Annotated in this window: 18 protein-coding genes and 1 riboswitch; of the genes, 1 reads left to right on the top strand and 17 read right to left on the bottom strand. The window is 70.8% G+C overall.

Features of this window, described 5'->3' with window-relative positions:
- Positions 1-126: 126 nt before the first annotated feature.
- Positions 127-1,083, bottom strand: coding sequence for a peptidoglycan DD-metalloendopeptidase family protein (locus OG440_RS05400; RefSeq protein WP_406005676.1), 957 nt, complete (start codon positions 1,081-1,083; stop codon positions 127-129).
- Between the two features lie 4 nt (positions 1,084-1,087).
- Positions 1,088-1,282: riboswitch (cyclic di-AMP (ydaO/yuaA leader) on the bottom strand.
- Between the two features lie 268 nt (positions 1,283-1,550).
- Positions 1,551-3,626: an alpha-galactosidase gene (locus tag OG440_RS05405; protein WP_406005677.1), complete on the bottom strand. Its 2,076-nt coding sequence runs from the start codon at positions 3,624-3,626 to the stop codon at positions 1,551-1,553.
- A gap of 219 nt (positions 3,627-3,845) precedes the next feature.
- On the opposite strand from OG440_RS05405, the gene OG440_RS05410 reads away from it, so the two are divergent.
- Positions 3,846-4,643, top strand: coding sequence for a tyrosine-protein phosphatase (locus OG440_RS05410; protein WP_406005678.1), 798 nt, complete (start codon positions 3,846-3,848; stop codon positions 4,641-4,643).
- Positions 4,644-4,731: 88 nt separating this feature from the next.
- Here the strand turns inward: OG440_RS05410 and OG440_RS05415 are convergent, their stop codons facing one another.
- The 15 genes from OG440_RS05415 to OG440_RS05485 all read right to left on the bottom strand — a co-directional run bounded on the left by OG440_RS05415 (position 4,732) and on the right by OG440_RS05485 (position 20,549).
- Positions 4,732-4,854 carry a DUF6126 family protein gene (locus OG440_RS05415; RefSeq protein ID WP_020129477.1) on the bottom strand — a complete coding sequence of 41 codons (123 nt, stop codon included), beginning with the start codon at positions 4,852-4,854 and terminating at the stop codon, positions 4,732-4,734.
- Positions 4,851-5,483: a helix-turn-helix domain-containing protein gene (locus OG440_RS05420; protein ID WP_406005679.1), complete on the bottom strand. Its 633-nt coding sequence runs from the start codon at positions 5,481-5,483 to the stop codon at positions 4,851-4,853. Before OG440_RS05420 ends, OG440_RS05415 begins: the two co-directional genes overlap by 4 nt.
- A gap of 130 nt (positions 5,484-5,613) precedes the next feature.
- The gene (locus tag OG440_RS05425; protein WP_406005680.1) at positions 5,614-6,999 is read right to left on the bottom strand and encodes an aspartate aminotransferase family protein; all 1,386 of its coding nucleotides are present in this window, start codon (positions 6,997-6,999) and stop codon (positions 5,614-5,616) included.
- Complete coding sequence (dxs, locus tag OG440_RS05430; protein WP_406005681.1) at positions 6,996-8,918, bottom strand: 1-deoxy-D-xylulose-5-phosphate synthase; 1,923 nt, start codon at positions 8,916-8,918, stop codon at positions 6,996-6,998. The genes OG440_RS05425 and dxs overlap by 4 nt, the downstream gene beginning before the upstream one ends.
- 26 nt (positions 8,919-8,944) lie before the next feature.
- Positions 8,945-10,102, bottom strand: coding sequence for a flavodoxin-dependent (E)-4-hydroxy-3-methylbut-2-enyl-diphosphate synthase (ispG, locus tag OG440_RS05435; protein ID WP_406005682.1), 1,158 nt, complete (start codon positions 10,100-10,102; stop codon positions 8,945-8,947).
- 4 nt (positions 10,103-10,106) lie between these two features.
- Positions 10,107-11,129: an adenosyl-hopene transferase HpnH gene (gene hpnH / locus OG440_RS05440; protein ID WP_314219708.1), complete on the bottom strand. Its 1,023-nt coding sequence runs from the start codon at positions 11,127-11,129 to the stop codon at positions 10,107-10,109.
- A 5-nt stretch (positions 11,130-11,134) separates the two neighbouring features.
- The gene (locus OG440_RS05445) at positions 11,135-11,776 is read right to left on the bottom strand and encodes a 1-hydroxy-2-methyl-2-butenyl 4-diphosphate reductase (protein WP_406005683.1); all 642 of its coding nucleotides are present in this window, start codon (positions 11,774-11,776) and stop codon (positions 11,135-11,137) included.
- Positions 11,776-13,797, bottom strand: a complete 2,022-nt coding sequence (shc, locus tag OG440_RS05450; protein ID WP_406005684.1) for a squalene--hopene cyclase — start codon at positions 13,795-13,797, stop codon at positions 11,776-11,778. The genes OG440_RS05445 and shc overlap by 1 nt, the downstream gene beginning before the upstream one ends.
- Before the next feature lie 119 nt (positions 13,798-13,916).
- Complete coding sequence (locus OG440_RS05455; protein WP_406011260.1) at positions 13,917-14,945, bottom strand: polyprenyl synthetase family protein; 1,029 nt, start codon at positions 14,943-14,945, stop codon at positions 13,917-13,919.
- Positions 14,946-15,055: 110 nt separating this feature from the next.
- On the bottom strand, positions 15,056-16,477 hold the full coding sequence (hpnE, locus tag OG440_RS05460) for a hydroxysqualene dehydroxylase HpnE (RefSeq protein ID WP_406005685.1): 1,422 nt from the start codon (positions 16,475-16,477) through the stop codon (positions 15,056-15,058).
- Entirely contained in the window at positions 16,474-16,626 is a 153-nt protein-coding gene (locus tag OG440_RS05465) for a DUF6380 family protein (RefSeq protein WP_406005686.1), read from the bottom strand. Before OG440_RS05465 ends, hpnE begins: the two co-directional genes overlap by 4 nt.
- On the bottom strand, positions 16,626-17,576 hold the full coding sequence (gene hpnD / locus OG440_RS05470; RefSeq protein ID WP_406005687.1) for a presqualene diphosphate synthase HpnD: 951 nt from the start codon (positions 17,574-17,576) through the stop codon (positions 16,626-16,628). The genes OG440_RS05465 and hpnD overlap by 1 nt, the downstream gene beginning before the upstream one ends.
- On the bottom strand, positions 17,573-18,475 hold the full coding sequence (gene hpnC / locus OG440_RS05475; RefSeq protein ID WP_406005688.1) for a squalene synthase HpnC: 903 nt from the start codon (positions 18,473-18,475) through the stop codon (positions 17,573-17,575). Before hpnC ends, hpnD begins: the two co-directional genes overlap by 4 nt.
- 360 nt (positions 18,476-18,835) lie before the next feature.
- Positions 18,836-19,627 carry an ABC transporter ATP-binding protein gene (locus OG440_RS05480; RefSeq protein ID WP_406005689.1) on the bottom strand — a complete coding sequence of 264 codons (792 nt, stop codon included), beginning with the start codon at positions 19,625-19,627 and terminating at the stop codon, positions 18,836-18,838.
- The gene (locus OG440_RS05485; protein WP_406005690.1) at positions 19,620-20,549 is read right to left on the bottom strand and encodes an ABC transporter permease; all 930 of its coding nucleotides are present in this window, start codon (positions 20,547-20,549) and stop codon (positions 19,620-19,622) included. Before OG440_RS05485 ends, OG440_RS05480 begins: the two co-directional genes overlap by 8 nt.
- Between the last annotated feature and the right edge of the window lie 95 nt (positions 20,550-20,644).

Here is a 20,644-nt window from a genome sequence, read left to right on the forward strand (position 1 = left end):
ATGGAACGATCATGAACGCGCCATTTCCGAAGCCGCTCACCCCGGACACGCCGAAGGCCGGACCCGGGGATCGGGGTCCGGCCTTCGGCCGCGTGTCAGGCGGGAGGTCGTCGCGGTCGGAGGGGGTCAGCCGACGGAGACGCCGTGCGCGCGGAGGTAGGCGATCGGGTCCACGTCGGAGCCGTAGTCCGGCGTGGTCCGGATCTCGAAGTGCAGGTGCGGGCCGGTCACGTTGCCGGTCGCACCGGAGAGGCCGACCTGCTGGCCCACGCTCACGGTCTGGCCGGCCGAGACGGACAGCTGGGACAGGTGGGCGTACTGGGCGTAGTAGCCGTCGGCGAGCTTGATGACGACCTGGTTGCCGTACGCGCCGCCCCAGCCCGCGGAGACGACGGTGCCCGCACCCACGGCCTTGAGGGTGGTGCCGGTCGGGACGACGAAGTCGGTGCCGGTGTGGTAGCCGCTGGACCACATGCTGCCGGCCGTGTGGTAGGCGGTGCCGACGGTGGCGCCCGCCACCGGCAGCGTGTAACCGCTGGAGGTGCCGGTGCCGCTCTCGGCGGCCTGGGTGACCGCCTTCGAGGAGGAGGAAGAGGACGAGGACTTCGACGTGGTTCCGGACGCCTTCGACTTCGACGAGGAGGAGGACAAAGAGGAGCCGGACGACGAGCCGGTGCCGCCGGTCGCGGAGGTCGCGGCCTTCTTGCCGATCGAGAGCTTCAGGCCGGGGTGGATCAGCGACGGGTCGCTGCCCACGGCCTGCCGGTTGTCCTGGTACAGCTTCTGCCAGCCACCGTTGACGTCCTGCTCGTCGGCGATCTTCGACAGGTAGTCGCCGGATCGCACGGTGTAGGTCTTGGCCGTCGTGGCGGTGGTCGTCTTCTGCGCCACCGGCACGGACTGCACGACCTGTTCCGGAACGGCCTGGGAGGCGGACTGCGCGACGGACTGGGCGGGGGCCGCGTGAGCGCCGGCGGCGCCTATGAGCGGAAGGGCGAGCGCGGCGCCGCCCGTTCCGGCGACGGCGATGGAACGAGTGAAGCGCTGGGCCTTCGGACGGCGGTGCTTACCCTTCGCGGGCATGGCGAATTCCTCTCCGGCGCCTGCGAGGTGAGCTGTCGGGTGCGGACTGGAGATGCCCGGCCGCGCCGAGGCGCGGCTTTACCCCAAAGCCTGTTCCGGAGACCGGAACAGGCGGTTCTGCCTGTGGGTCCCCCGCTCCTGCCATGTACGGGTGAGTGTGCGGACTCCGGGCGGTGGCAGGATTCGGCGTCCGTCCGGATTGGTGTGGAACGTAAGCGACCAGGACGCACAGGGACAAGCAGAGGTTGTGCGGGTGAAGCCTTTCTCTTGATCCGCTGTGAGAATCCCCGGTCACACTCCGTGAGACGGGGGGCCCGTTGGTCGCCAAGGCCCTTGGAAAGCATGCGAATTACGTGAACATGACGGACGACATACGGTCACGGATATGACGCTGCTCACGTGACAGCTCTCCAGGTTCCTTTATTCCAGAGCGAGTTGGAATTAAGGAACCAATTCGGACAGAAACCTCAGATACGACGCAGCCGGATAACCGTCGCATCAAGGTCGCCCCGCAGTCCGGTACGCAGCCCGTGATGCAGCAGCACCGCCCCCCGGTGGACTTCGCCCGTTTCACGGCATTCGTACGATGCCGTCGGGTCGAGCCCGCGCAGACGCAGCGCCGGAGCGGCCTCACCGAACCGCTGCGCCTGGAGCCAGGCGAGGACGACGCTCTCGTCACCGCGCAGGTACTGGACGGCGCTCAGACCGCCCGTCGGGGGCCGCAGGCGGTAGAGGTCGCCCTGTTGCACGACGGGCCGGATCTCCTTGTAGAGGTCCACCCATCGACGCGCTTCGGCGAGCTCCTCCTCGCTCCACTCGGAGAGATCCCCGCCCACCCCGAGCACGCCGGCCATGGCACTGACGAACCGGAAGCGCAGCGAGCTGACCCGGCCGTTGAGCTGGGCGTTGGGACTGTCGGTGACCCATGCCGCCATGACCCGGGCGGGGTGGATCTGGCTGAAGCCGTGCTGGATGTCGAGCCGGTCCAGCGGATCGGTGTTGTCGGAGGTCCACACCTGGTCGGTGCGGCTCATGATCCCGAGGTCGATACGTCCGCCGCCGCCGGAGCAGGATTCGAAGGCGACCCCGGGATGGGCCGCCCGCAGCCGGTCCAGCAGGGCGTACAGGGCCCGGACGTGATCGACCCAGAGGCGCTGCGGGTAGGGGTCGTCCGGCCAGCCCGCGTCGGTGAAGCAGCGGTTGAAGTCCCATTTCACATAGTCCACCGGCGCGCTGGACAGGAGTCCGTGGAGCTGTTCCCACAGGTACTCCTGGACGTCCTCGCGCGCGAGGTTCAGGACGAGCTGATTGCGGAACTCCGTCCGCTTTCGTCCGGATTGGAACTGCACCCAGTCGGGGTGGGCCCGGTAGAGGTCGCTGTCGGGGTTGACCATCTCGGGCTCGACCCAGATGCCGAACTGCATGCCGAGGGCGTGGACCTGGTCGGCGAGGGGCTTCAGCCCCCTGGGGAACCGGTCGGGGTTGGGCTGCCAGTCGCCGAGCCCGGCGTGGTCGCCGGTGCGCGCCCCGAACCAGCCGTCGTCGACGACGAAGAGCTCCACGCCGATCGCGGCGGCCCGCCGGGCGAGCGTGCCCTGCTGCTCCTCGGAGATGTCGAAGTACGTCGCCTCCCAGGAGTTGAACAGCACCGGCCGGTCCTGCTCGGCGTCCGGGACGACGTACGCGCGCTGGTAGGCGTGCCAGGCGCGGCTCGCCCCGCCGAAGCCGGCGTCGCTCCACAGGCCGGCGAAGACGGGCGTGCTGAAGGACTCCCCCGTGGCCAGTCGCAGCAGGCCCGAGTCGTCGTACCCGGCGCCGCCGGTGATCTGCACGCGCGCGTCGGGGAGTTGGGCGACGGCGATCCGCCAGGAACCCGACCAGCCGAGGGCACATCCGTAGACCTCGCCGCGCTCCTCGGTCGCGTCGGTGTCCAGGGCGACCCAGGGCAGGTGCTGGTGCCCGGTGTGGCCGCGGCGGCTGCCGATGACCTTCTCGCCGTAGGAGAGCGGGGACCGGGTGAGCCGGGACTCGGCGGCCCAGCGGCCGTGCAGCTGCGACAGCCGCCAGTCGTCGCGCTCGGGCAGGGTCCAGGTGGCGGAGTCGGCGCGCAGCAGCTCCAGCGGCCGCTCACCGTCGTTGCGCAGGGTCGTCCAGCGCTCGACGACGTCGCCCCGCATCCGGTAGTGCAGGGTCACGGTCAGCCCGGCGTCGCGGAACCGCAGCCGCAGCTCGTCGCCGTCGGCCTCGAAGTCCTCGTAGCACCACTCGGTGCCGCGTCGCTCGTCGGTGCGCACGGACAGCGCGGGCCGGACGAAGCGGGGGCCGCCCTCGAGCGGGTACTCCTCCCGGCCGTCGAGCGGGGATTCGAAGGACGCCCCGCGCTCCGACGGCGCGACGGCGGCGAGTGCCTCGGCGTCCGCGAGCGCGATGCCCGGGCCCCAGTGCAGGTGGACCAGCTCGCCGGCCTCGGTGAGGTGGAGGGCGTAGCTGCTCGTCGGCCCGGAAAGGAGCCAGGTGCGGCCGTCGTCGGCGATCTCGGGCATCAAACCCCCACTAATTCGAACAGGTGCGATCAAGCACCAACATCATCGAATGCGGTCGGCCCGCCGGGCAACTTTCCGCGGACAACTCTTCACCTGGGCAGACGTCCCAGCACCCCCCTGTGGACAACCCGTTGCCCGGGGAATCCATGTCGTATCGTCGAGGAGGCCCGTCGGCCACCACGAGCCGCGCCGACGGAGACCGACAGGGAGGGAGCCCCCGTGACGCAGCAGATCCCGTCGACCGAGCCCGAGCTGGCCGGTGTCCGCAACTTCCGGGATGTGGGCGGTCTGCCGACCGTCGACGGCCGGCGGGTGCGGCACGGCGTGCTGTTCCGCAGCGGCCATCTCGCGCACGCGACCGACGAGGACGCCGCGTTCCTCTCCGGCCTGGGCCTGCACACGATCTTCGACTTCCGCAACGCCGCGGACCAGAAGCTGGAGGGCCCGGACGTCGAGCTGCCGGGCGTGCGCAACGTGAACCTGCCCCTGTCGGACCCGGCGGACGGCTCCGAGTTCTGGAAGATGGTGCGCGACGGCGAGATCGACCAGCTGCGCGTGATCCTCGGCGACGGCAAGGCCGCCGGGCGGATGATCGCCTCCTACCGCTCGATCATCAAGGAGCGGACGGCCGAGCACGCGCGGGTGCTGCACTCCCTCGCCGAGGACAGCGTCCCGGCCCTGATGCACTGCGCGGCGGGCAAGGACCGCGCGGGCCTGTCCATCGCGGTGACGCTGCTCGCCCTGGGCGTGGAGCGCGAGGCGATCCTCGCCGACTACCTGGAGTCCAACGCCAAGCACCGCCGCTACCGGGTGCGCCGCAGCGCCACCTCCGCCGAGGCCTACTCCCCCGAGGTGATGGAGCTGCTCAGCCCCCTCTTCGACGCCCGTGCGGAGTACCTCACGGCGGCCGTGGAGACCATCGAGGAGACCTGGGGCGGCGTCGACGCCTACCTGGAGAAGGGCCTCGGCCTCTCCCCCGAGACCCGTGAGCGACTGCGGGACCGGCTGCTCGACTGACGTCGCGAGGGACGCCCGTGAGCGGCGCGGTGCCCGCAAGCCGATGCCGGCCGCACCGGCCGCACCGGCCGCACCAGGCGTGGAAGCTCTACTGGTTGGCCCCCACCTCGAACAGCAGCCAGAGGAACGCCGCGAAGACGTGTCCCACCGCGATGTAGATGATCAGCCGGATCCAGAGGGTGCGGGGGAACTTCTCCTCGATGTCCTTCATGGCGTCTCTCCGATGTCCGAAGGGGTCGGGCCCAGGCACAGCGTGGCCGTGGGGCTCTGCAGCAGGGTGTGGACGAAGAGCAGTTCGACCCCGTCGGCGTCCTGTGCGGCGAGGCGGTGCGGGGTCAGCGAGTCGAAGTGCGCGCCGTCACCGGGCCCGAGCAGCTCGGTGGTGTCCCCGAGGCGCAGCCGCAGCCGCCCGCGCAGGACGTGCAGCCACTCCTCGCCGGGGTGTACGCGCACTACGTCGCCCTGAGACCCGTAGGGCACGTGGACGCGCAGGGCCTGCATCCCGCGCCCGGAGGCGCCCGCCGGCCAGTACGTCCAGCCGCCCGCGCGGGTCGGCTCCATGTCCGCGGCGCGGACGACGGCGTCCCGGTCGGCGGACGTCTCGCCGAGCAGTTCCGAGACCGTCGTACCGTAGACGCGGGCCAGCGCGAGCAGCATCGGCAGCGAGGGCTGGCGCTGCCCGGTCTCCAGCCGGGAGAGATGGGCCGGCGACAGCCCGGCGGCGCGGGCGGCGGTCTCCAGGGTGAGGGCGGCCCGGCGGCGCAGGGAGCGCAGCTGGGGGGCGACGGCGGGAAGAGCCCCGGCTGGTTCCGCCGGGCTCTCGGACTCGGGCGAGTTCATGCCTCCATTGGACGCCGATATTGCCTCTGCGGCAAATCCCTTGCCTCAGAGGCAAAAACCGTCGGGAGCCCGCTCATCCTCCCGGTCGGTCCCGGTGCTCAGCCTCCCGGTCGGCCCCACTTCCGCGCGCTCAGCGGTTGGCCACCGCCTGCTTCACCAGGGTCCTGCCGAAGTCCCACATCAGCCCGCCGCCGCTGTGCGCGTCGTCCATCACGGCGGTGAAGGCGTCGACGAACCGGTCCACCTCCCGCTCGCCGACGATCAACGGCGGGATCAGCTTGATCACCTCCAGGTGGTCACCGGACACCTGGGTGAGGATCCGGTGCCGTTGGAGCAGCGGTACCACCACCATCTGCGCGAAGAGCCCCTGGCGGGCCGCCTGGAGCATGGCCCACCGGCTGCGCAGCTTCAGCGACCTGGGCCTCCCGAACTCGATGCCGATCATCAGCCCCCGGCCCCGGACGTCGGCCAGCAGCTCGTACTTTTCGACCAGGGCCGCCAGCCTGGACCTGAGCAGGTCGCCCGTGACCCGCGCGTTGGCCACGATCTGCTCGTTCTCCAGCACCGACAGCACCGCGAGACCGGCCGCCATGGCCTGCGCGTTGGACCCGAAGCTCGCCGAGTGCACGAGCACCCGGTCCATCGACGAGTAGACCTTCTTGAAGATCCAGTCCCTGCCGAGCGTGGCGCCGACCGGCACATAGCCCCCGGACAGCGCCTTGGCCACGCACACCAGGTCCGGCTCGACGCCCTCCTCGTGCTGGTAGGCGTAGAAGTCGCCGGTCCGGCCGAGACCGGTCTGCACCTCGTCCGCGATCAGCAGCGCCTTGTGCCGGTGCAGCAGCTCCTGGGCGGCGCGCAGGTAGCCGGGCGGCGACTCGTGCACCCCCTTGCCCTGGATCGGTTCGACGATCAGGGCGGCGACGTCTCCCTTCCGCAGCTCGCCCGCCAGCGCGTCGAGATCGCCGAGCGGGACCGCCGTGTCGGCCAGCAGCGGCGCGAACCCGTCGCGGAATCCCGACTCGCCGTTCACCGACAGCGAGCCCGTGGTGAGTCCGTGGAAGGCGTGGTCGCAGTACAGGACCCTCGGCCTGCCGGTCGCGTAGCGGGCGAACTTCAGCGCCGTCTCCACCGCTTCGGTGCCGCTGTTGCCGAAGAACACCCGGTCCAGGTGCGGGCTGTGGGCGAGCAGTCTCTCGGCCAGCAGCCCGGGCAGCGGCTGGCAGTCGAAGCGGGTCAGGTCGGCGAGCTGGGCGTCGAGGACGTCGTGCAGCGCCTTGCGGACGACGGGGTGGTGGCGGCCCAGTCCCATCACCCCGAACCCGGCGAGCATGTCCAGGTAGTCGTTGCCGTCCGCGTCCCAGAAGTAGGCGCCCTCACCGCGCTCGTAGACCTTGTCGAAGCCGATGGTGTGCAGCATGCGCGGCAGCTGGTGGTTGAGGTACCTGCCGTGCAGCTCGTAGCGCTCGGCTCCGCGCTCGGCCAGGAGGGCGCCGAGGTCGAACTCCGTGGTCATTCAGCTTTCTCCTTGACTGGGCCGGTCACCGCGGGGTCGACGGACCGGACGTCCCGGGCGGCCAGGCTCGCGCTGATCCGGCCGGCCACCTCGACGGGGGTGAGGCCGATGTCGGCGAGCACCTCGCCGCGCTTGGCGTGCGCGAGGAACTGCTCGGGGATCCCGAAGCGCCGTACGGGCACGTCGACGTCGGCGTCGCCGAGGGCCAGCGCCACCGCCGATCCGACGCCCGCGGCACGGCTGTTGTCCTCGACGACGGCCACCAGCCGGTGCTCGGCGGCGAGGCCGGGCAGGGCCGGGTCGACGGGCTTCACCCAACGCGGGTCGACGACCGTGCAGGCGACGCCCCGGGCCTCCAGCAGCTCGGCGGCCTGGAGACACACCGGCGCCATGACACCGACGGCCACCAGCAGCACCGTCGGGCGCTCGCCCCGGTGCAGCACGTCCATGCCGCCCACCCGGCCGACAGCCGGCACCTCCGGTCCGACCGACTCCTTCGGGAAGCGGACCAGGGTCGGCGCGTCGTCCACCGCGACCGCCTCCCGCAGCTGCGCGCGCAGCTGCTCGGCGTCGCGCGGGGCGGCGATGCGCAGTCCGGGGACGACCTGGAGCACGGACATGTCCCACATGCCGTTGTGGGACGCCCCGTCCACGCCGGTGACGCCGGCCCGGTCCAGCACGAACGTGACCCCGCACCGGTGCAGGGCCACGTCCATCAGCAGCTGGTCGAAGGCCCGGTTGAGGAAGGTGGCGTAGACGGCGACGACGGGGTGCAGGCCACCGGTGGCCAGTCCGGCCGCGCTCACGGCCGCGTGCTGCTCCGCTATGCCCACGTCCCACACCCGGTCCGGGAAGCGTGCGGCGAACCTGCCGAGCCCCACCGGGTGCAGCATCGCCGCGGTGATCGCCACCACGTCGTCGCGTTCCTCGCCGATCCGCACGATCTCGTCGCCGAAGACGGACGTCCAGGACGGCCCGCCGGCGGGCGCCAGCGGCACGCAGGTGAGGGGGTCCATCGCGCCGACGGTGTGGAAGTGGTCCTCCTCGTGCGCGAGGGCGGGCTCGTAGCCGCGGCCCTTCTCGGTCAGGCAGTGCACCAGCACCGGACCGTGGAAGCGCTTGGCCCGCCGCAGCGCGGACTCGACGGCCGTGATGTCGTGCCCGTCGATGGGCCCGACGTACTTCAGGCCGAGGTCCTCGAACATGCCCTGCGGGGCGAACGCGTCCTTGAACCCCTTCTTCGCGCCGTGCAGCGACTCGTACACCGTGTGGCCGACGACCGGGGTGCGCAGCAGTACGTCCTTCCCCCAGGCCAGTACCTTCTCGTAGCCGTCGGTCGTGCGCAGAGCCGCCAGGTGGTTGGCGAGTCCCCCGATGGTCGGCGCGTACGAGCGCTCGTTGTCGTTGACGACGATGATCAGCGGCCGGTCCTTGGCGGCCGCGATGTTGTTCAGCGCCTCCCAGGCCATGCCGCCGGTGAGCGCGCCGTCGCCGATGACCGCGACGACGTGGCCCTTCTCGCCCTGCACCTGGCGGGCCTTGGCGAGGCCGTCGGCCCAGCCGAGTGCGGTGGACGCGTGGCTGTTCTCGATGACGTCGTGCTCGGACTCCTCACGGGAGGGGTAGCCGGACAGGCCGCCCTTGCCGCGCAGTTTGGAGAAGTCCTGACGCCCTGTCAGCAGCTTGTGCACATAGCTCTGGTGGCCGGTGTCCCACAGGACGCGGTCGACCGGCGACTCGAAGACCCGGTGGAGCGCGACGGTCAGTTCGACCACGCCCAGGTTGGGTCCCAGGTGTCCGCCGGTCCTGGCGACCGCGTGCACCAGGAACTCCCTGATCTCCTCGCACAGTTCGCCGAGTTCCGCCTCGGACAGCGCCTTCAGGTCGCGTGGTTGCCGGATGTTCTCCAGAATCGTCACGTCGGGCCCCCTTCGGTCCGTGCTGTTCAACTCACGGTGACGGCCGGCTCCCCCGCGGCGACGCCGTCCTGTTCCATCTGTTCGGCCAGCTTCATGGCCTCCTCGATGAGGGTCTCCACGATCTTCGACTCGGGGACGGTCTTGATGACCTCGCCCTTCACGAAGATCTGCCCCTTGCCGTTGCCGGAGGCGACACCGAGGTCGGCCTCACGGGCCTCGCCGGGGCCGTTGACGACACAGCCCATCACGGCGACCCGCAACGGGACCTCCATACCGGTCAGACCCGCCGTCACCTCTTCGGCCAGCTTGTACACATCCACCTGGGCCCGCCCGCAGGACGGACACGAGACGATCTCCAGACCACGCTGCCTGAGGTTCAGCGACTCCAGGATCTGATTGCCGACCTTGACCTCCTCGACCGGCGGAGCCGACAGGGAGACCCGGATCGTGTCACCGATGCCCTGCGAGAGCAGCGCGCCGAACGCCACCGCCGACTTGATCGTGCCCTGGAACGCGGGACCGGCCTCGGTGACACCGAGGTGCAGGGGGTAGTCGCTCTGCGCGGCGAGCTGCCGGTACGCCTCGATCATGATCACCGGATCGTTGTGCTTCACGGAGATCTTGATGTCCCGGAAACCGTGCTCCTCGAACAGCGAGGCCTCCCACAGAGCCGACTCGACCAGCGCCTCGGGCGTCGCCTTGCCGTACTTCTGCAGCAGCCGCCGGTCCAGCGAACCCGCGTTCACACCGATACGGATCGGCGTGCCGTGCTCCTTCGCCGCCTCGGCGATCTCCTTGACCTTGTCGTCGAACTGCTTGATGTTGCCCGGATTCACCCGCACCGCCGCACACCCCGCCTCGATCGCGGCGAACACGTACTTCGGCTGGAAATGAATGTCCGCGATCACCGGGATCTGCGACTTGCGGGCGATCGTCGCCAACGCGTCCGCGTCGTCCTGCGTAGGACACGCCACCCGCACGATCTGACAGCCGGACGCCGTCAGCTCCGCGATCTGCTGCAAGGTGGCGCCGATGTCGGAGGTACGCGTCGTCGTCATCGACTGCACCGACACCGGGGCGTCTCCGCCGACCGCCACGGATCCGACCTGGATCTGCCGGCTCTTGCGGCGCGACGCCACCGGCCGGACCGGCATCCCGGGGACGCCCAGGGAGACGGCGGTCATGCGGTCACTCCCGGTTTCCGTTGACGGTCTCCCGCAGGGCGCGCAGGGACTCCTTCAGCGAGCCCATGGTGGCGAGGACGGCGGTCGGCTCGTAGCCGCAGTGCGCCATGCAGTTGGCGCAGCGCGGATCCTTGCCCCGGCCGTACTTGTCCCAGTCCGTCTCCTCGATCAGCTCGCGGTACGTCGGCACGTACCCGTCGCTCATCAGGTAGCAGGGCCGCTGCCAGCCGAAGAGCGAGTAGTTGGGGATCGCCCACGCCGTGCACGGGAAGTCGGCCTTGCCCTCGAGGAAGTCGAGGAACAGGGGCGAGTGGTTGAGCCGCCAGCGGCGCCGGTTCCCGCCCGAGAAGGCCTTCTTGAACAGCTCGCGGGTCTGCTCCACCCCGAGGAAGTGCTCCTGGTCGGGAGCCTTCTCGTAGGCGTAGGCGGGCGAGATCATCATCTCGTCGACCTTGAGGTCGTCGTTGAGGTAGTTCAGCACCTCGATGATGGTCTGCGGGGTGTCGGTGTTGAAGAAGGTCGAGTTGGTGGTCACCCGGAAGCCCCGCCGCTTGGCCTCCTTGATCGCCGCCACGGCCTCGTCGAACACACCCTCCTTGGCCACCGACTCGTCGTGCCGCTCCCGCAGCCCGTCGATGTGCACGGCGAAGGCGAAGTAGGGAGAGGGGGTGAACTTCTCCAGCTTCTTGCGCAGCAGCATGGCGTTGGTGCAGAGGAAGACGTACTTCCTCTTGGCCACCAACTGCCGCACGATCTCGTCGATCTGAGGATGCATCAGGGGCTCACCGCCCGCGATGGACACCATCGGCGCACCGGACTCCAGCACCGCGCCCACGGCCTGGGCGACCGGCATGCGCTGCTTGAGCACTCCCGCCGGATGCTGGATCTTGCCGCAGCCCTCGCACTTGAGGTTGCAGGCGAAGAGGGGCTCCAGCTCGACGATGAGCGGGAACTTCTCCCGCTTGCGGAGCTTCTGTTCGGCCAGGTAAGTAGCGACCTTGATGGACTGGCGCAGTGGCATGGCCATGCGGCTCACCTCCGGGGGAGCAGAACATTACGGTGCCATTCGAAAAAAGCAGGCAGGACCGATCGAAGAACGCGGAAGGCAGATATTCCACCGCGTACCGTGCCGATCCGGACGAGTTCATGTTCAGGAGCGTCCACGACCACCCGGACGGCCGCAACCGGGCGCGGTTCCGCGCGCACGGCGCTCAGCAGCGTGGCCGCCGACTCCATGTCGACGGCGATCGCGCCGGTCGCCAGCAGATCGGCCCGCTCGTGACCGCGAACGACGTGGTCGGAGCCGGTGAGGGGGCCGGTGTGGACGGTGCGCCCCGGCAGGGTGCGCACGAGTTCCTTGACGAGCAGCTCGGTGCCGACGCAGGGGACACTGCCGCGCGGGTCGCGGGTCTCCTCTGCGACGACGAGGTCGCCGGGGTGCATACCGGGGGCGAGGCCGGCGCAGAACCCGGTGGCCAGCACGGCCGCCCCGTCGAACAACGGGTCGGCCAGGACGCGGGTGACGGAACGCTCCGCCGCCTTCGGTCCCATACCCGTCCGCAGGACGGTGACCGGCCCGTCGGCTCCGCCGCGGTCGCCCATGCGCAGGGCGAGGTGCTCGATGCCGAGGGCGCAGGCGATCAGCAGCGGCGACGGGACGGACTGCGCGCTCATCAGCTCCCCTTGGCCTCGGTGACAGCCGCGTGCGGGGCGGGCTGCTTGCTGAACGGCTCTCCGTGGACGTACCGGCCGAGCGCTGTCAGCGGGAAGACCTGCCGGTAGAGGTGGTAGTTGATCGAGAAGTCCCAGGGGAAACCGGTGCCGGTGAAGTAGGGCTCGTCCCAGGAGCCGTCCTCCCGCTGGGTCTGCGCGAGCCAGGCGACGCCCCGCTCGACGGCCTTGGAGTCCTTCTCCCCGGCCGCCAGCAGCGCCATCAGCGCCCAGGCCGTCTGGGACGCCGTCGAAGCGCCCCGGCCACTCCAGCGGGCGGCGTCCTGGTAGGAGCGCAGGTCCTCGCCCCAGCCGCCGTCGTCGTTCTGCACCCGCTCCAGCCAGGCGGCCGACCGCCGGATCGCGGGGTGCTGCGCGGGCAGACCCGCCGCGACGAGGGCGGGCACCACCGACCCCGTGCCGTAGACGTAGTTGACGCCCCAGCGCCCGAACCACGAGCCGTCCGGCTCCTGTTGGGCCAGCAGCCACTCGATGCCGCGCCGGGTGCGCGGGTCGTGCGAGAGGCCTTCGATCGCCAGCATCTCGACGACGTGCGCGGTGACGTCGGCGGACGGCGGGTCGATGACCTCGCCGAAGTCGCAGAACGGCATCCGGTTCGGGAACGGGCTGGTGTTGTCGACGTCGAAGGCGCCCCAGCCTCCGTTCTTCGACTGCATCCCGAGGTTCCAGCGCACCCCGCGCGCGATGGCCCGGTCCATCCGCTCCGGGTCGTGGTGCTTGACCCGGCGCAGCGCGAGGACGACCTCGGCGGTGTCGTCGATGTCGGGGTAGTTGTCGTTGTGGAACTCGAACGCCCAGCCGCCCGGCGGAAGTTGGGGCCTGCTCACGGACCAGTCGCCCGGCCGGACGACCTGTTCGCCGAGCATCCAGTCGGCCGCCTTGACCAGTTGCGGGTGGTCGGCGGGAAGTCCGGCGTCGGCGAGGGCGATGGTCGCCAGACAGGTGTCCCACACCGGCGACTGACAGGCCTCGATCATCCGCGCGCCGTCCTCGCGCCACACGGCGTAGCGGTCGAGCGACTCGAGTCCCGCCCGCATCACGGGGTGTCGCAGGTCGTAGCCGAGCAGGTGCAGGGCGATCACCGAGTACACCGCCGGCGGCTGGATGCCGCCCCAGGCACCGTCGCTCTCCTGCCGCTCGATGATCCAGCGGGCGGCGGATTTCAGGGCCGCCCCGCGCAGCCTGCGGACCGCGACCGACCGGTAGCCGCGCACCACCTTGTCGAGCCGCTGGAAGAGTCCTTCCCAACTGTTGACCGGGGCGAGGGGTTTGGCGGGGTTGGGGTTCGCGGGGTCGGTGTGCAGCTCGTCGAGGGAGAACGGCGCCGGGCGCACCGGGCGCTTCGCCGACACGACGGTGAGCGGCACGATCGTCTGCCGCGCCCAGCAGCCGAAGTTGTAGATGCTCAGCGGGAACCATTTAGGAAAGAACAAGAGCTCAGGGGGGAGTTCGGGCAGGTCCTCCCACTTCCACCAGCCGAACAGGGCCAGCCAGATCCGGGTGAAGACCCGGGCGGAGGCGATGCCGCCCTGTTCGCGGACCCACCCGGAGGCCCGGCGCATGTGCGGCGCCTCGGGATCGTCGCCCGCCAGCCGCAGGGCCACATACGCCTCCACGGTGGCGGAGAGGTCGGGCGGACCGCCGTAGAAAGTGGACCACGTACCGTCCTCGCGCTGCTCGCCGCGGACGAAGAGCGCGGCGGCCCGGGTCGTGGACTCGTCGCGGATGCCCAGGAACTGACGGAGCAGCAGATCCTCGGCGTCCATCGTGACGTTCGTCTCGAGGTCGCCCTTCCACCAGCCCTCGGCGTCCTGCTGGGCGAGCAGGAAGTCGGTGGCGCGTTGCATGGCGCTTGCGGCGGCTTCTTGTACCCCGGCCGTCACGGGGATGGTGATGTCGGTTTCGCTGGCCGCGGCAGCGCGGGGCGGCAGGGCCCCGGTGCTTCCGTCGGTCGTCGCTGTCATGGCTTCCCCTTCGTGCAGTGTGCATGGCGTTGCGTCTGCTGTGGGTCCGCCGTCGGCCGGTGCTCTCTCTCCTCGCACACCGGCCGGCGACTACGCGAGGGCTATTCGACCGATAGGGATCATCTCTTTCGTACGACGACGAAGTCGGCGAGCGCCGTGAACCGGTCCCGCACCTGCTCGGGCATGTCCACGGCGTTCAGGGCGTCCAGGGCGACGGCGTGCTGACGGCGTGCCTCCCCGGCGGTCCAGTCACGGCCGCCCGCGTCCTCGATGAGGGCCGCGCGGGCCGCGAACTCGTCCTCGGAGAAGGTCTCGAAGTCACTGCTCTTGGCGTCGGCGGCGAGGATCTCCCCGAGCCGCTCGGAGGCGGAACCGCCCGCCGCGAGGGCGGCCACCACCGGCAGGGACTTCTTGCGCTGGCGCAGGTCGCTCCAGGTCTGCTTGCCGGTGGCCTCCGGGTCGCCCCAGATGCCGAGCAGGTCGTCCACGGCCTGGAAGGCCAGGCCGAGGTGGTAGCCGTACTTCTCCAGGGCGTCGGCGGTGCGCCGGTCCGCCCCGCCGAGCACGGCGCCGATGGAACTGGCGCAGGCCAGCAGGGCACCGGTCTTGTTGCCCTCCATCTCCAGGCACTCCTCGACACTGACCCGGTCGCGGTGCTCGTAGGAGATGTCCTGGGCCTGGCCGTCGATGAGGGCACGGGTGGCGACGGTCAGCCGGTGGGTCGCCCGGGCCGCCTCGGCCGTGCCGAGTTCGAGGAGGATCTCGCCCGCGAGGGCGAACAGGGCGTCGCCGACCAGGATGGCCTGGGCGGGGCCGTGCACCTTCCAGACGGTGTCCCGGTGCCTGCGCTGCTCGTCGCCGTCCATGAGGTCGTCGTGCAGGAGCGAGAAATTGTGGACCAGTTCGACGGCGACCGCGCCGGGGACGCCGACCTCGGGCGCGGCCCCGGTCACCTCCGCGGAGAGCACGGCCAGCGCCGGACGCACGGCCTTGCCGCCGTCGCCGTCGGTCGGGTTGCCCTGGGCGTCGATCCAGCCGAAGTGGTAGGCGGCGACCGTGTCCATGGGCGGTGCCAGACGGTCGACGGCCGCCCGCAGCACCGGTGTGGCCAGGGTGCGGCCGCGCTCCAGGAGCGCGGTGACGTCCACCGCGGTCCTCCGAGCGGCCGGCGTGGCCGGGGGCACAGTGGGCACGTTTTCTCCTCTTGTCGCGGTGCCGGAGAGGGTGCGGGGGTGTGCCGAGCCGTGCTGATCGAGCATCAGGCCGCCTCCTCGAACTCGAAGAGACGGTGGGGGCGGGGCCGGCCCAGGGCACTCAGCGCGGCGTCCGCCGCGCTCACACCGCTGCGGACCGCACTCTCCATGGTCGCGGGCCACCCTGTGGCGGTCCACGCTCCGGCCAGGTACAGGCCGGGGGTTCTGGTGCGGGCGCCGGGCCGAAGGCGCCCGACACCGGGGGTGGGGGCGAACGTCGCCGTGCGCTCCCGGGTCACGAAGAAGTCCCGCACCTCGGCGTCGCGCGTGCGGGGCAGCAGCCGCCGGAGTTCGGGCAGGTAGCGCTCGCGCAGCACGGCGACGGGTTCGTCGATCTCGTCCTGCGCGGCGGACTGGGAGAGCGCGAGGTACTGGCCCTCGCGCAGCCCGGAGGCGGCGGTGCGGTCGAAGACCCACTGCACGGGTGTGCCGAGCGCCGCGAAGAAGGGCTTGTCGAGCACCTTGCGGTCGTAGACGACGTGCACGTTGAGGATGGGCGCGGTGCCGATCTCCAGCAGCCGCTCGGGTTCGTCGAGCGCCCCGCCGGGCAGCAGGTCGTACGCCTCGCGCTGCGGTACGGCGAGGACGACCGTGTCCGCCCGGAGCGTCTCGCCGGGAACCTGAACGCTCCAGGCCCCGTTCTCGTCAAGAGAGAGGGAGGTGACGCGTGTACGGACCTCGGTACGCACGCCCGCGGAGTCGAGCGCCTTGCGGGCGAGCCGGTCGTGCAGTTCGCCCAGCGGGACATGCGCCCAGCCGATGTCGGCGGCGCCCGGGTCGGACAGCAGACCGGTCTTGAACACCATCGCGGCGAGCCCCAGTGAGGAGTCGCGCGCGACCGCGTTGAGGGTGGCGACCCCGACCAGGTCCCAGAGGGCCTCGACGGCGCGTGCCGACTGACCGTGCGCGGTAAGCCAGCTGCCGAAGTCCTGTGCGTCCAGCCGCGGATCGGCGAGGTCGAGTCCCTTGAGCGCGAGCGCGGCACGGCCCACCCTGGCGCGTTCGGCGAGCGAGAGATGCGGATACGTGGCGAGGCTGCGCCCCAGGTGCAGGGGCACGGGCAGCGCGTCGCGCCGCAGCCTGCCGAGCCGACGGCCCTCGGGTCTGGCCACATCGACGACGGGCACGTCGAGACGATCCTGCAGGGGTGCCAGCGCGCCGGCCTCGATGCGGTCGAGGAACCAGCGGTAGGCGGTGCAGCAGCGCAGGTACACGTGCTGTCCGTTGTCCACGGTCAGTTCGCCGCGTCGGAAGGAGAAGGCCAGGCCGCCGAGCCGGGGCCGGCCTTCGAGCAGGGTGACGCGTACGCCCGCGTCGGCGAGCGCGAGCGCGGCGGTCACCCCGGCGAGCCCTCCCCCGACGACGACGGCCGTGCGTCCCGGAGGGCCGGACGCCTGCGAGGCGTCCGCGAGTTGCTCGTCGTTCATCCTGCGCCCTCCCGTGCGGACCGGCCATGGTGTTCGCACTCTGCACCGCCGGCCGTCGCAGTCAGGGACGCCGCGCCGCACCGGAGGGTTGCGTGCCGCTTTTCGCCGGTGGGATCACCTTGGCCCACGTCGTCACCGGTCGCGTCCATCAGGGGTGCCTCCTGACGGTCCGCCGCGACACATGCCGGGCGTCCAGGCCCGACAGTCCGCGTACGGCCACATAGGCCTTCTCGCGTCCGGGCAGCGAGACCCGGCCGCGCAGCACGGCCCCGGGGTCGCGCTCGATGCGGTCCAGGAGGCGGCGGTAGATGCCCGCCATGGCGGCGACACAGGCGCCACTGCGCCGGTCGAGCATGGGAAGCAGGCGGTAGCCCTCGGCGAACAGGGCGCGGGCCCGCCGCACCTCGAAATGCACGAGACCCGCGAAGTCGGAGCCCTCCGGCGGCTTCGGCCCGTCGAACCCGGCCGAGCAGCCGAACTTCGCGAGGTCGTCGGCGGGCAGATAGGTACGGCCGCCCTCGGCGTCCTCGCGGACGTCTCTGAGGATGTTCGTGAGCTGCAGCGCGAGCCCGAGCGTGTCGGCGTACTCCGGCGCGCGCTCGGCGCCGCGCGCCCCCCGCTCGGTGCCGAACACGCCGAGCGAGAGCCGCCCGATGGCGCCCGCCACACAGCGGCAGTACCCCTTCAGGTCGTCCCAGGTCTCGTAGGTCTCGCCGCGCACGTCCATCAGCACGCCGTCGATCAGCTCGTCCAGGCCGCGCAGCGGGATGGGGAAGACCCGCGCCGTGTGCGCGAGGGCGACCGCGACGGGGTCGGTGTCGTCCTCCTCGACCTCGCCCGCGCGGACCCGGGCCAGCAGCGCCCGGGTCTCCTCGAGCCTGGCGGTCTTGACCTCGCCGTCCAGCGCGCCGTCGCCGATGTCGTCGACGCGGCGTGAGAAGGCGTACAGCGCCGACATCGCGCGGCGCTTGGGCGTGGGCAGCAGCCGGATGCCGTAGGCGAAGTTACGGGCCTGCTGTCCGGTGACGGTCTCGCAGTAGCCGTAGGCGGCGAGTACCGGCGCGGGCACGTGCGGTGACGGCTCCACGGTCCGGATCACCCCTCTCCTCGCAGGGTCACGCCCACCTCACGCAGCAGCCGGAGCCTGCCGGGTTTGGGCGGGCCGGGAAGTACGTCGTAGTCGGCGGCCGCGATCGCCTTGATCGCCGCCCTTCCCCCTGCCACGAAGCCCGCGAGCAGCAGCCTCAGCCTGCCGTGAACGCTACCCACCAGGGGGGCGCCTTCAAGCAACAGATCGCGGGCTCGTTCCGCCTCGTACGCGACCAGCGCGCGCACCGACGCGCCCGCGGTGTCCGTGGCCAGATCCGATTCCTCGACGTGAAAGCGCCTCATGTCCGCGGCCGGCAGATAGACACGGTCGCGGCCGAGGTCCTCGGCCACGTCCTGGAGATGTTCGACGATCTGGAGCGCGGTGCAGATCGCGTCGGAGCGGCGGATCCGCTCGGGGGTGGCTGCGCCGGTGACGGCGAGGACCAGCCGGCCCACGGGATTGGCGGACAGCTCGCAGTAGGCGAGGAGGTCGTCGTAGGTCTCGTAGCGCGTGACGAGCTGGTCCTGGCGGTTCGCGGCGATCAGGCCGAGAAAGGGCTCGGGGCCGAGCGAGCGGCGCCGGACGGCCGGCTGGAGGCGGCGCAGCAGGGGGTGGCGGGGTGTGCCGTCGAAGACCCGGCGCAGATCGGCCTCGAAGGCGTCCAGCAGGGCGAGGCGGTCCTCGGCGGCGGTGGCCGACACGCCGAGCAACCGGGCATCCTCGCCGCCCGGGGCCAGGTCGCCGTCACCGATGTCGTCGACCAGCCGGGCGAAGCCGTACACGGCCATCAGGTCGTCGCGCCAGGCCTTGGGCAGGAAGAAGGGGGCCACCGGGAAGTTCTCGTCGGCGGCCTTGTCGAGCGTGCCGCGCTCCGGGTCGCCGACGCGCGGCACGGCGGGCGCCGTCATCGTCGACATCCCGGGTCGGGGACGGCACGGCCTGCGTCGACCTGGGGAGTTTCCGTAGCCATCGCCGTCACATCTCCCGTTCTACACTGCTGACCTAATACACACTATTTCGGACACGCCGCCCAGCCGCCTGCGCAGCGACCCCGACGGCGGGCACCGCGCGTTTTCGCCCCACTTGGCGCGATTCGGGGGCCGGTCCAGCTTACGTTGTACAACGCGGGACGGTTCGCGGGGGCATCCGGGACATCACAACAACACACCGATTGGCGTCAAGATTCCTGGGCTGCACCGGAGTTGACGCTTCCTTTGCAGACGCAGGGCCCCGCCGAACAGTTCCGGCGGAGCCCTGGCCGAATCGCGCTACTTGCCCGAGAACTTCTCGTACTCCCGCATGACCTCTTCGGTGGGACCGTCCAGCCGCAGTTCGCCGCGTTCCAGCCACAGCACGCGGTCGCAGGTGTCCCTGATCGACTTGTTGCTGTGGCTCACCAGGAACACCGTGCCGGCGTGCTCGCGCAGCTCCCGGATGCGTTCCTCGGAGCGCCCACGGAACTTCGCGTCACCGGTGGCCAGGGCCTCGTCGATCATCAGGACGTCGTGGTCCTTGGCGGCGGCGATGGAGAACCGCAGCCGGGCCTGCATGCCCGAGGAGTAGGTGCGCATCGGCAGGGTGATGAAGTCGCCCTTCTCGTTGATGCCGGAGAAGTCGACGATCTCCTGGTAGCGCTCCTTGATCTGCTCGCGGGACATGCCCATGGCCAGCCCGCCCAGGGTGACGTTGCGCTCCCCGGTCAGGTCGTTCATCAGGGCCGCGTTGACGCCGAGCAGCGAGGGCTGGCCGTCGGTGTAGACCCTGCCGCTCTCGGGCGGCAGCAGACCGGCGATGGCGCGCAGCAGCGTGGACTTGCCGGAGCCGTTCGAGCCGATCAGGCCGACGGCCTCACCGCGGTGGGCGACGAAGGAGACGCCCCGCACCGCGTGCACCTTGCGCACACCGCGTTCCTCGCGATCGCGGCGCCCGCGCCTGGCGATACGGCTGAGCGCCGCGGTGGCGCTGCCCTTGCCGGACCTGGCGCCGTTGACGCGGTAGACGATGTGGACCTCGTCGGCGATGACGGTCGGGATCCGTTGTCCCGCGAGCGGCTCAACCACGGCCGTACCTCTCCTCCGCCTGCCAGAAGTACACGAAGCCGCCGAGGGCGAAGAGGACGGCCCAGCCGCCCGCGACCGCCCAGACGTGCGCGGGAAGGTTCTCGGCGCTGTACTCCTCGATGAGCGCGAAGCGCATCAGGTCCATGTAGATGGCGGCCGGGTTCCACTGGAGGATGTTGGCCACCCACTGCGGCTTGTCCGCGAGGAAGACGGGGATGGAGAACATCACGCCGGACGCGTACATCCAGGTCCGCATCACGAACGGCATCAGCTGCGCCAGGTCCGGGGTCTTCGCGCCGGCCCGGGCGAAGATCAGCGCCAGACCGGAGTTGAAGCAGAACTGCAGGACGAGCACCGGGACGATCAGCGCCCAGGAGGCGTCCGGGTAGCTGCCGAAGCCGATCACGACCAGGAACAGCACCAGCATCGAGTACAGCAGTTGCTGGAGCTGCTGGAGGGCGAACGAGATCGGCAGCGAGGCGCGCGGGAAGTGCAGGGCGCGGACCAGGCCGAGGTTGCCCGAGATCGCCCGGACGCCGGTCATCACCGAGCTCTGCGTGAAGGTGAACACGAAGACGCCCGTGACGAGGAACGGGATGTACACCTCCTTCGACATGCCCCGGCCGGCGTCGAGGAGCAGGCCGAAGATCATGAAGTACACGGCCGCGTTCAGCAGCGGCGTGGCCACCTGCCACAGCTGGCCGAGCTTGGCCTGGCTGTACTGGGACGCCACCTTCGCCCGGGAGAACGCCATGATGAAGTGCCGGCGCCCCCAGAGCTGCCGGACGTACTCCCGCAGCGCGGGCCGGGCACCGCTCACGGCCAGCCCGTACTTGGCGGCCAACTGTGCCGCCGTGAGGCCCTCGTCGGGCGACGGAGGCGCGGTCACCACGACTCCGACGTCATGCGTTGTCTCACTCACAGGTAGGAAACTTTCGTCTTCGGGATGCGCGGCCTTGACGAGGCCGGCATGAGCCGGGGGGCCCGCGGTACGGCCCGGGGAGCCCTCAGGGACGA

This window comes from Streptomyces sp. NBC_00637, from assembly GCF_045161545.1.
Taxonomy (GTDB): Bacteria; Actinomycetota; Actinomycetes; order Streptomycetales; family Streptomycetaceae; genus Streptomyces.

Bases quoted from the DNA above. Each gene is read 5' to 3' on its own strand.
- ispG (WP_406005682.1), bottom strand. From the start codon at position 10,102: ATGACCGCCGTCTCCCTGGGCGTCCCCGGGATGCCGGTCCGGCCGGTG.
- OG440_RS05400 (WP_406005676.1), bottom strand. From the start codon at position 1,083: ATGCCCGCGAAGGGTAAGCACCGCCGTCCGAAGGCCCAGCGCTTCACT.
- shc (WP_406005684.1), bottom strand. From the start codon at position 13,797: ATGACAGCGACGACCGACGGAAGCACCGGGGCCCTGCCGCCCCGCGCT.
- hpnH (WP_314219708.1), bottom strand. From the start codon at position 11,129: ATGGCCATGCCACTGCGCCAGTCCATCAAGGTCGCTACTTACCTGGCC.
- hpnC (WP_406005688.1), bottom strand. From the start codon at position 18,475: ATGACGGCGCCCGCCGTGCCGCGCGTCGGCGACCCGGAGCGCGGCACG.
- OG440_RS05445 (WP_406005683.1), bottom strand. From the start codon at position 11,776: ATGAGCGCGCAGTCCGTCCCGTCGCCGCTGCTGATCGCCTGCGCCCTC.
- OG440_RS05425 (WP_406005680.1), bottom strand. From the start codon at position 6,999: ATGACCACGGAGTTCGACCTCGGCGCCCTCCTGGCCGAGCGCGGAGCC.
- OG440_RS05415 (WP_020129477.1), bottom strand. From the start codon at position 4,854: ATGAAGGACATCGAGGAGAAGTTCCCCCGCACCCTCTGGATCCGGCTG.
- OG440_RS05405 (WP_406005677.1), bottom strand. From the start codon at position 3,626: ATGCCCGAGATCGCCGACGACGGCCGCACCTGGCTCCTTTCCGGGCCG.
- OG440_RS05420 (WP_406005679.1), bottom strand. From the start codon at position 5,483: ATGAACTCGCCCGAGTCCGAGAGCCCGGCGGAACCAGCCGGGGCTCTT.
- OG440_RS05465 (WP_406005686.1), bottom strand. From the start codon at position 16,626: ATGGACGCGACCGGTGACGACGTGGGCCAAGGTGATCCCACCGGCGAA.
- hpnE (WP_406005685.1), bottom strand. From the start codon at position 16,477: ATGAACGACGAGCAACTCGCGGACGCCTCGCAGGCGTCCGGCCCTCCG.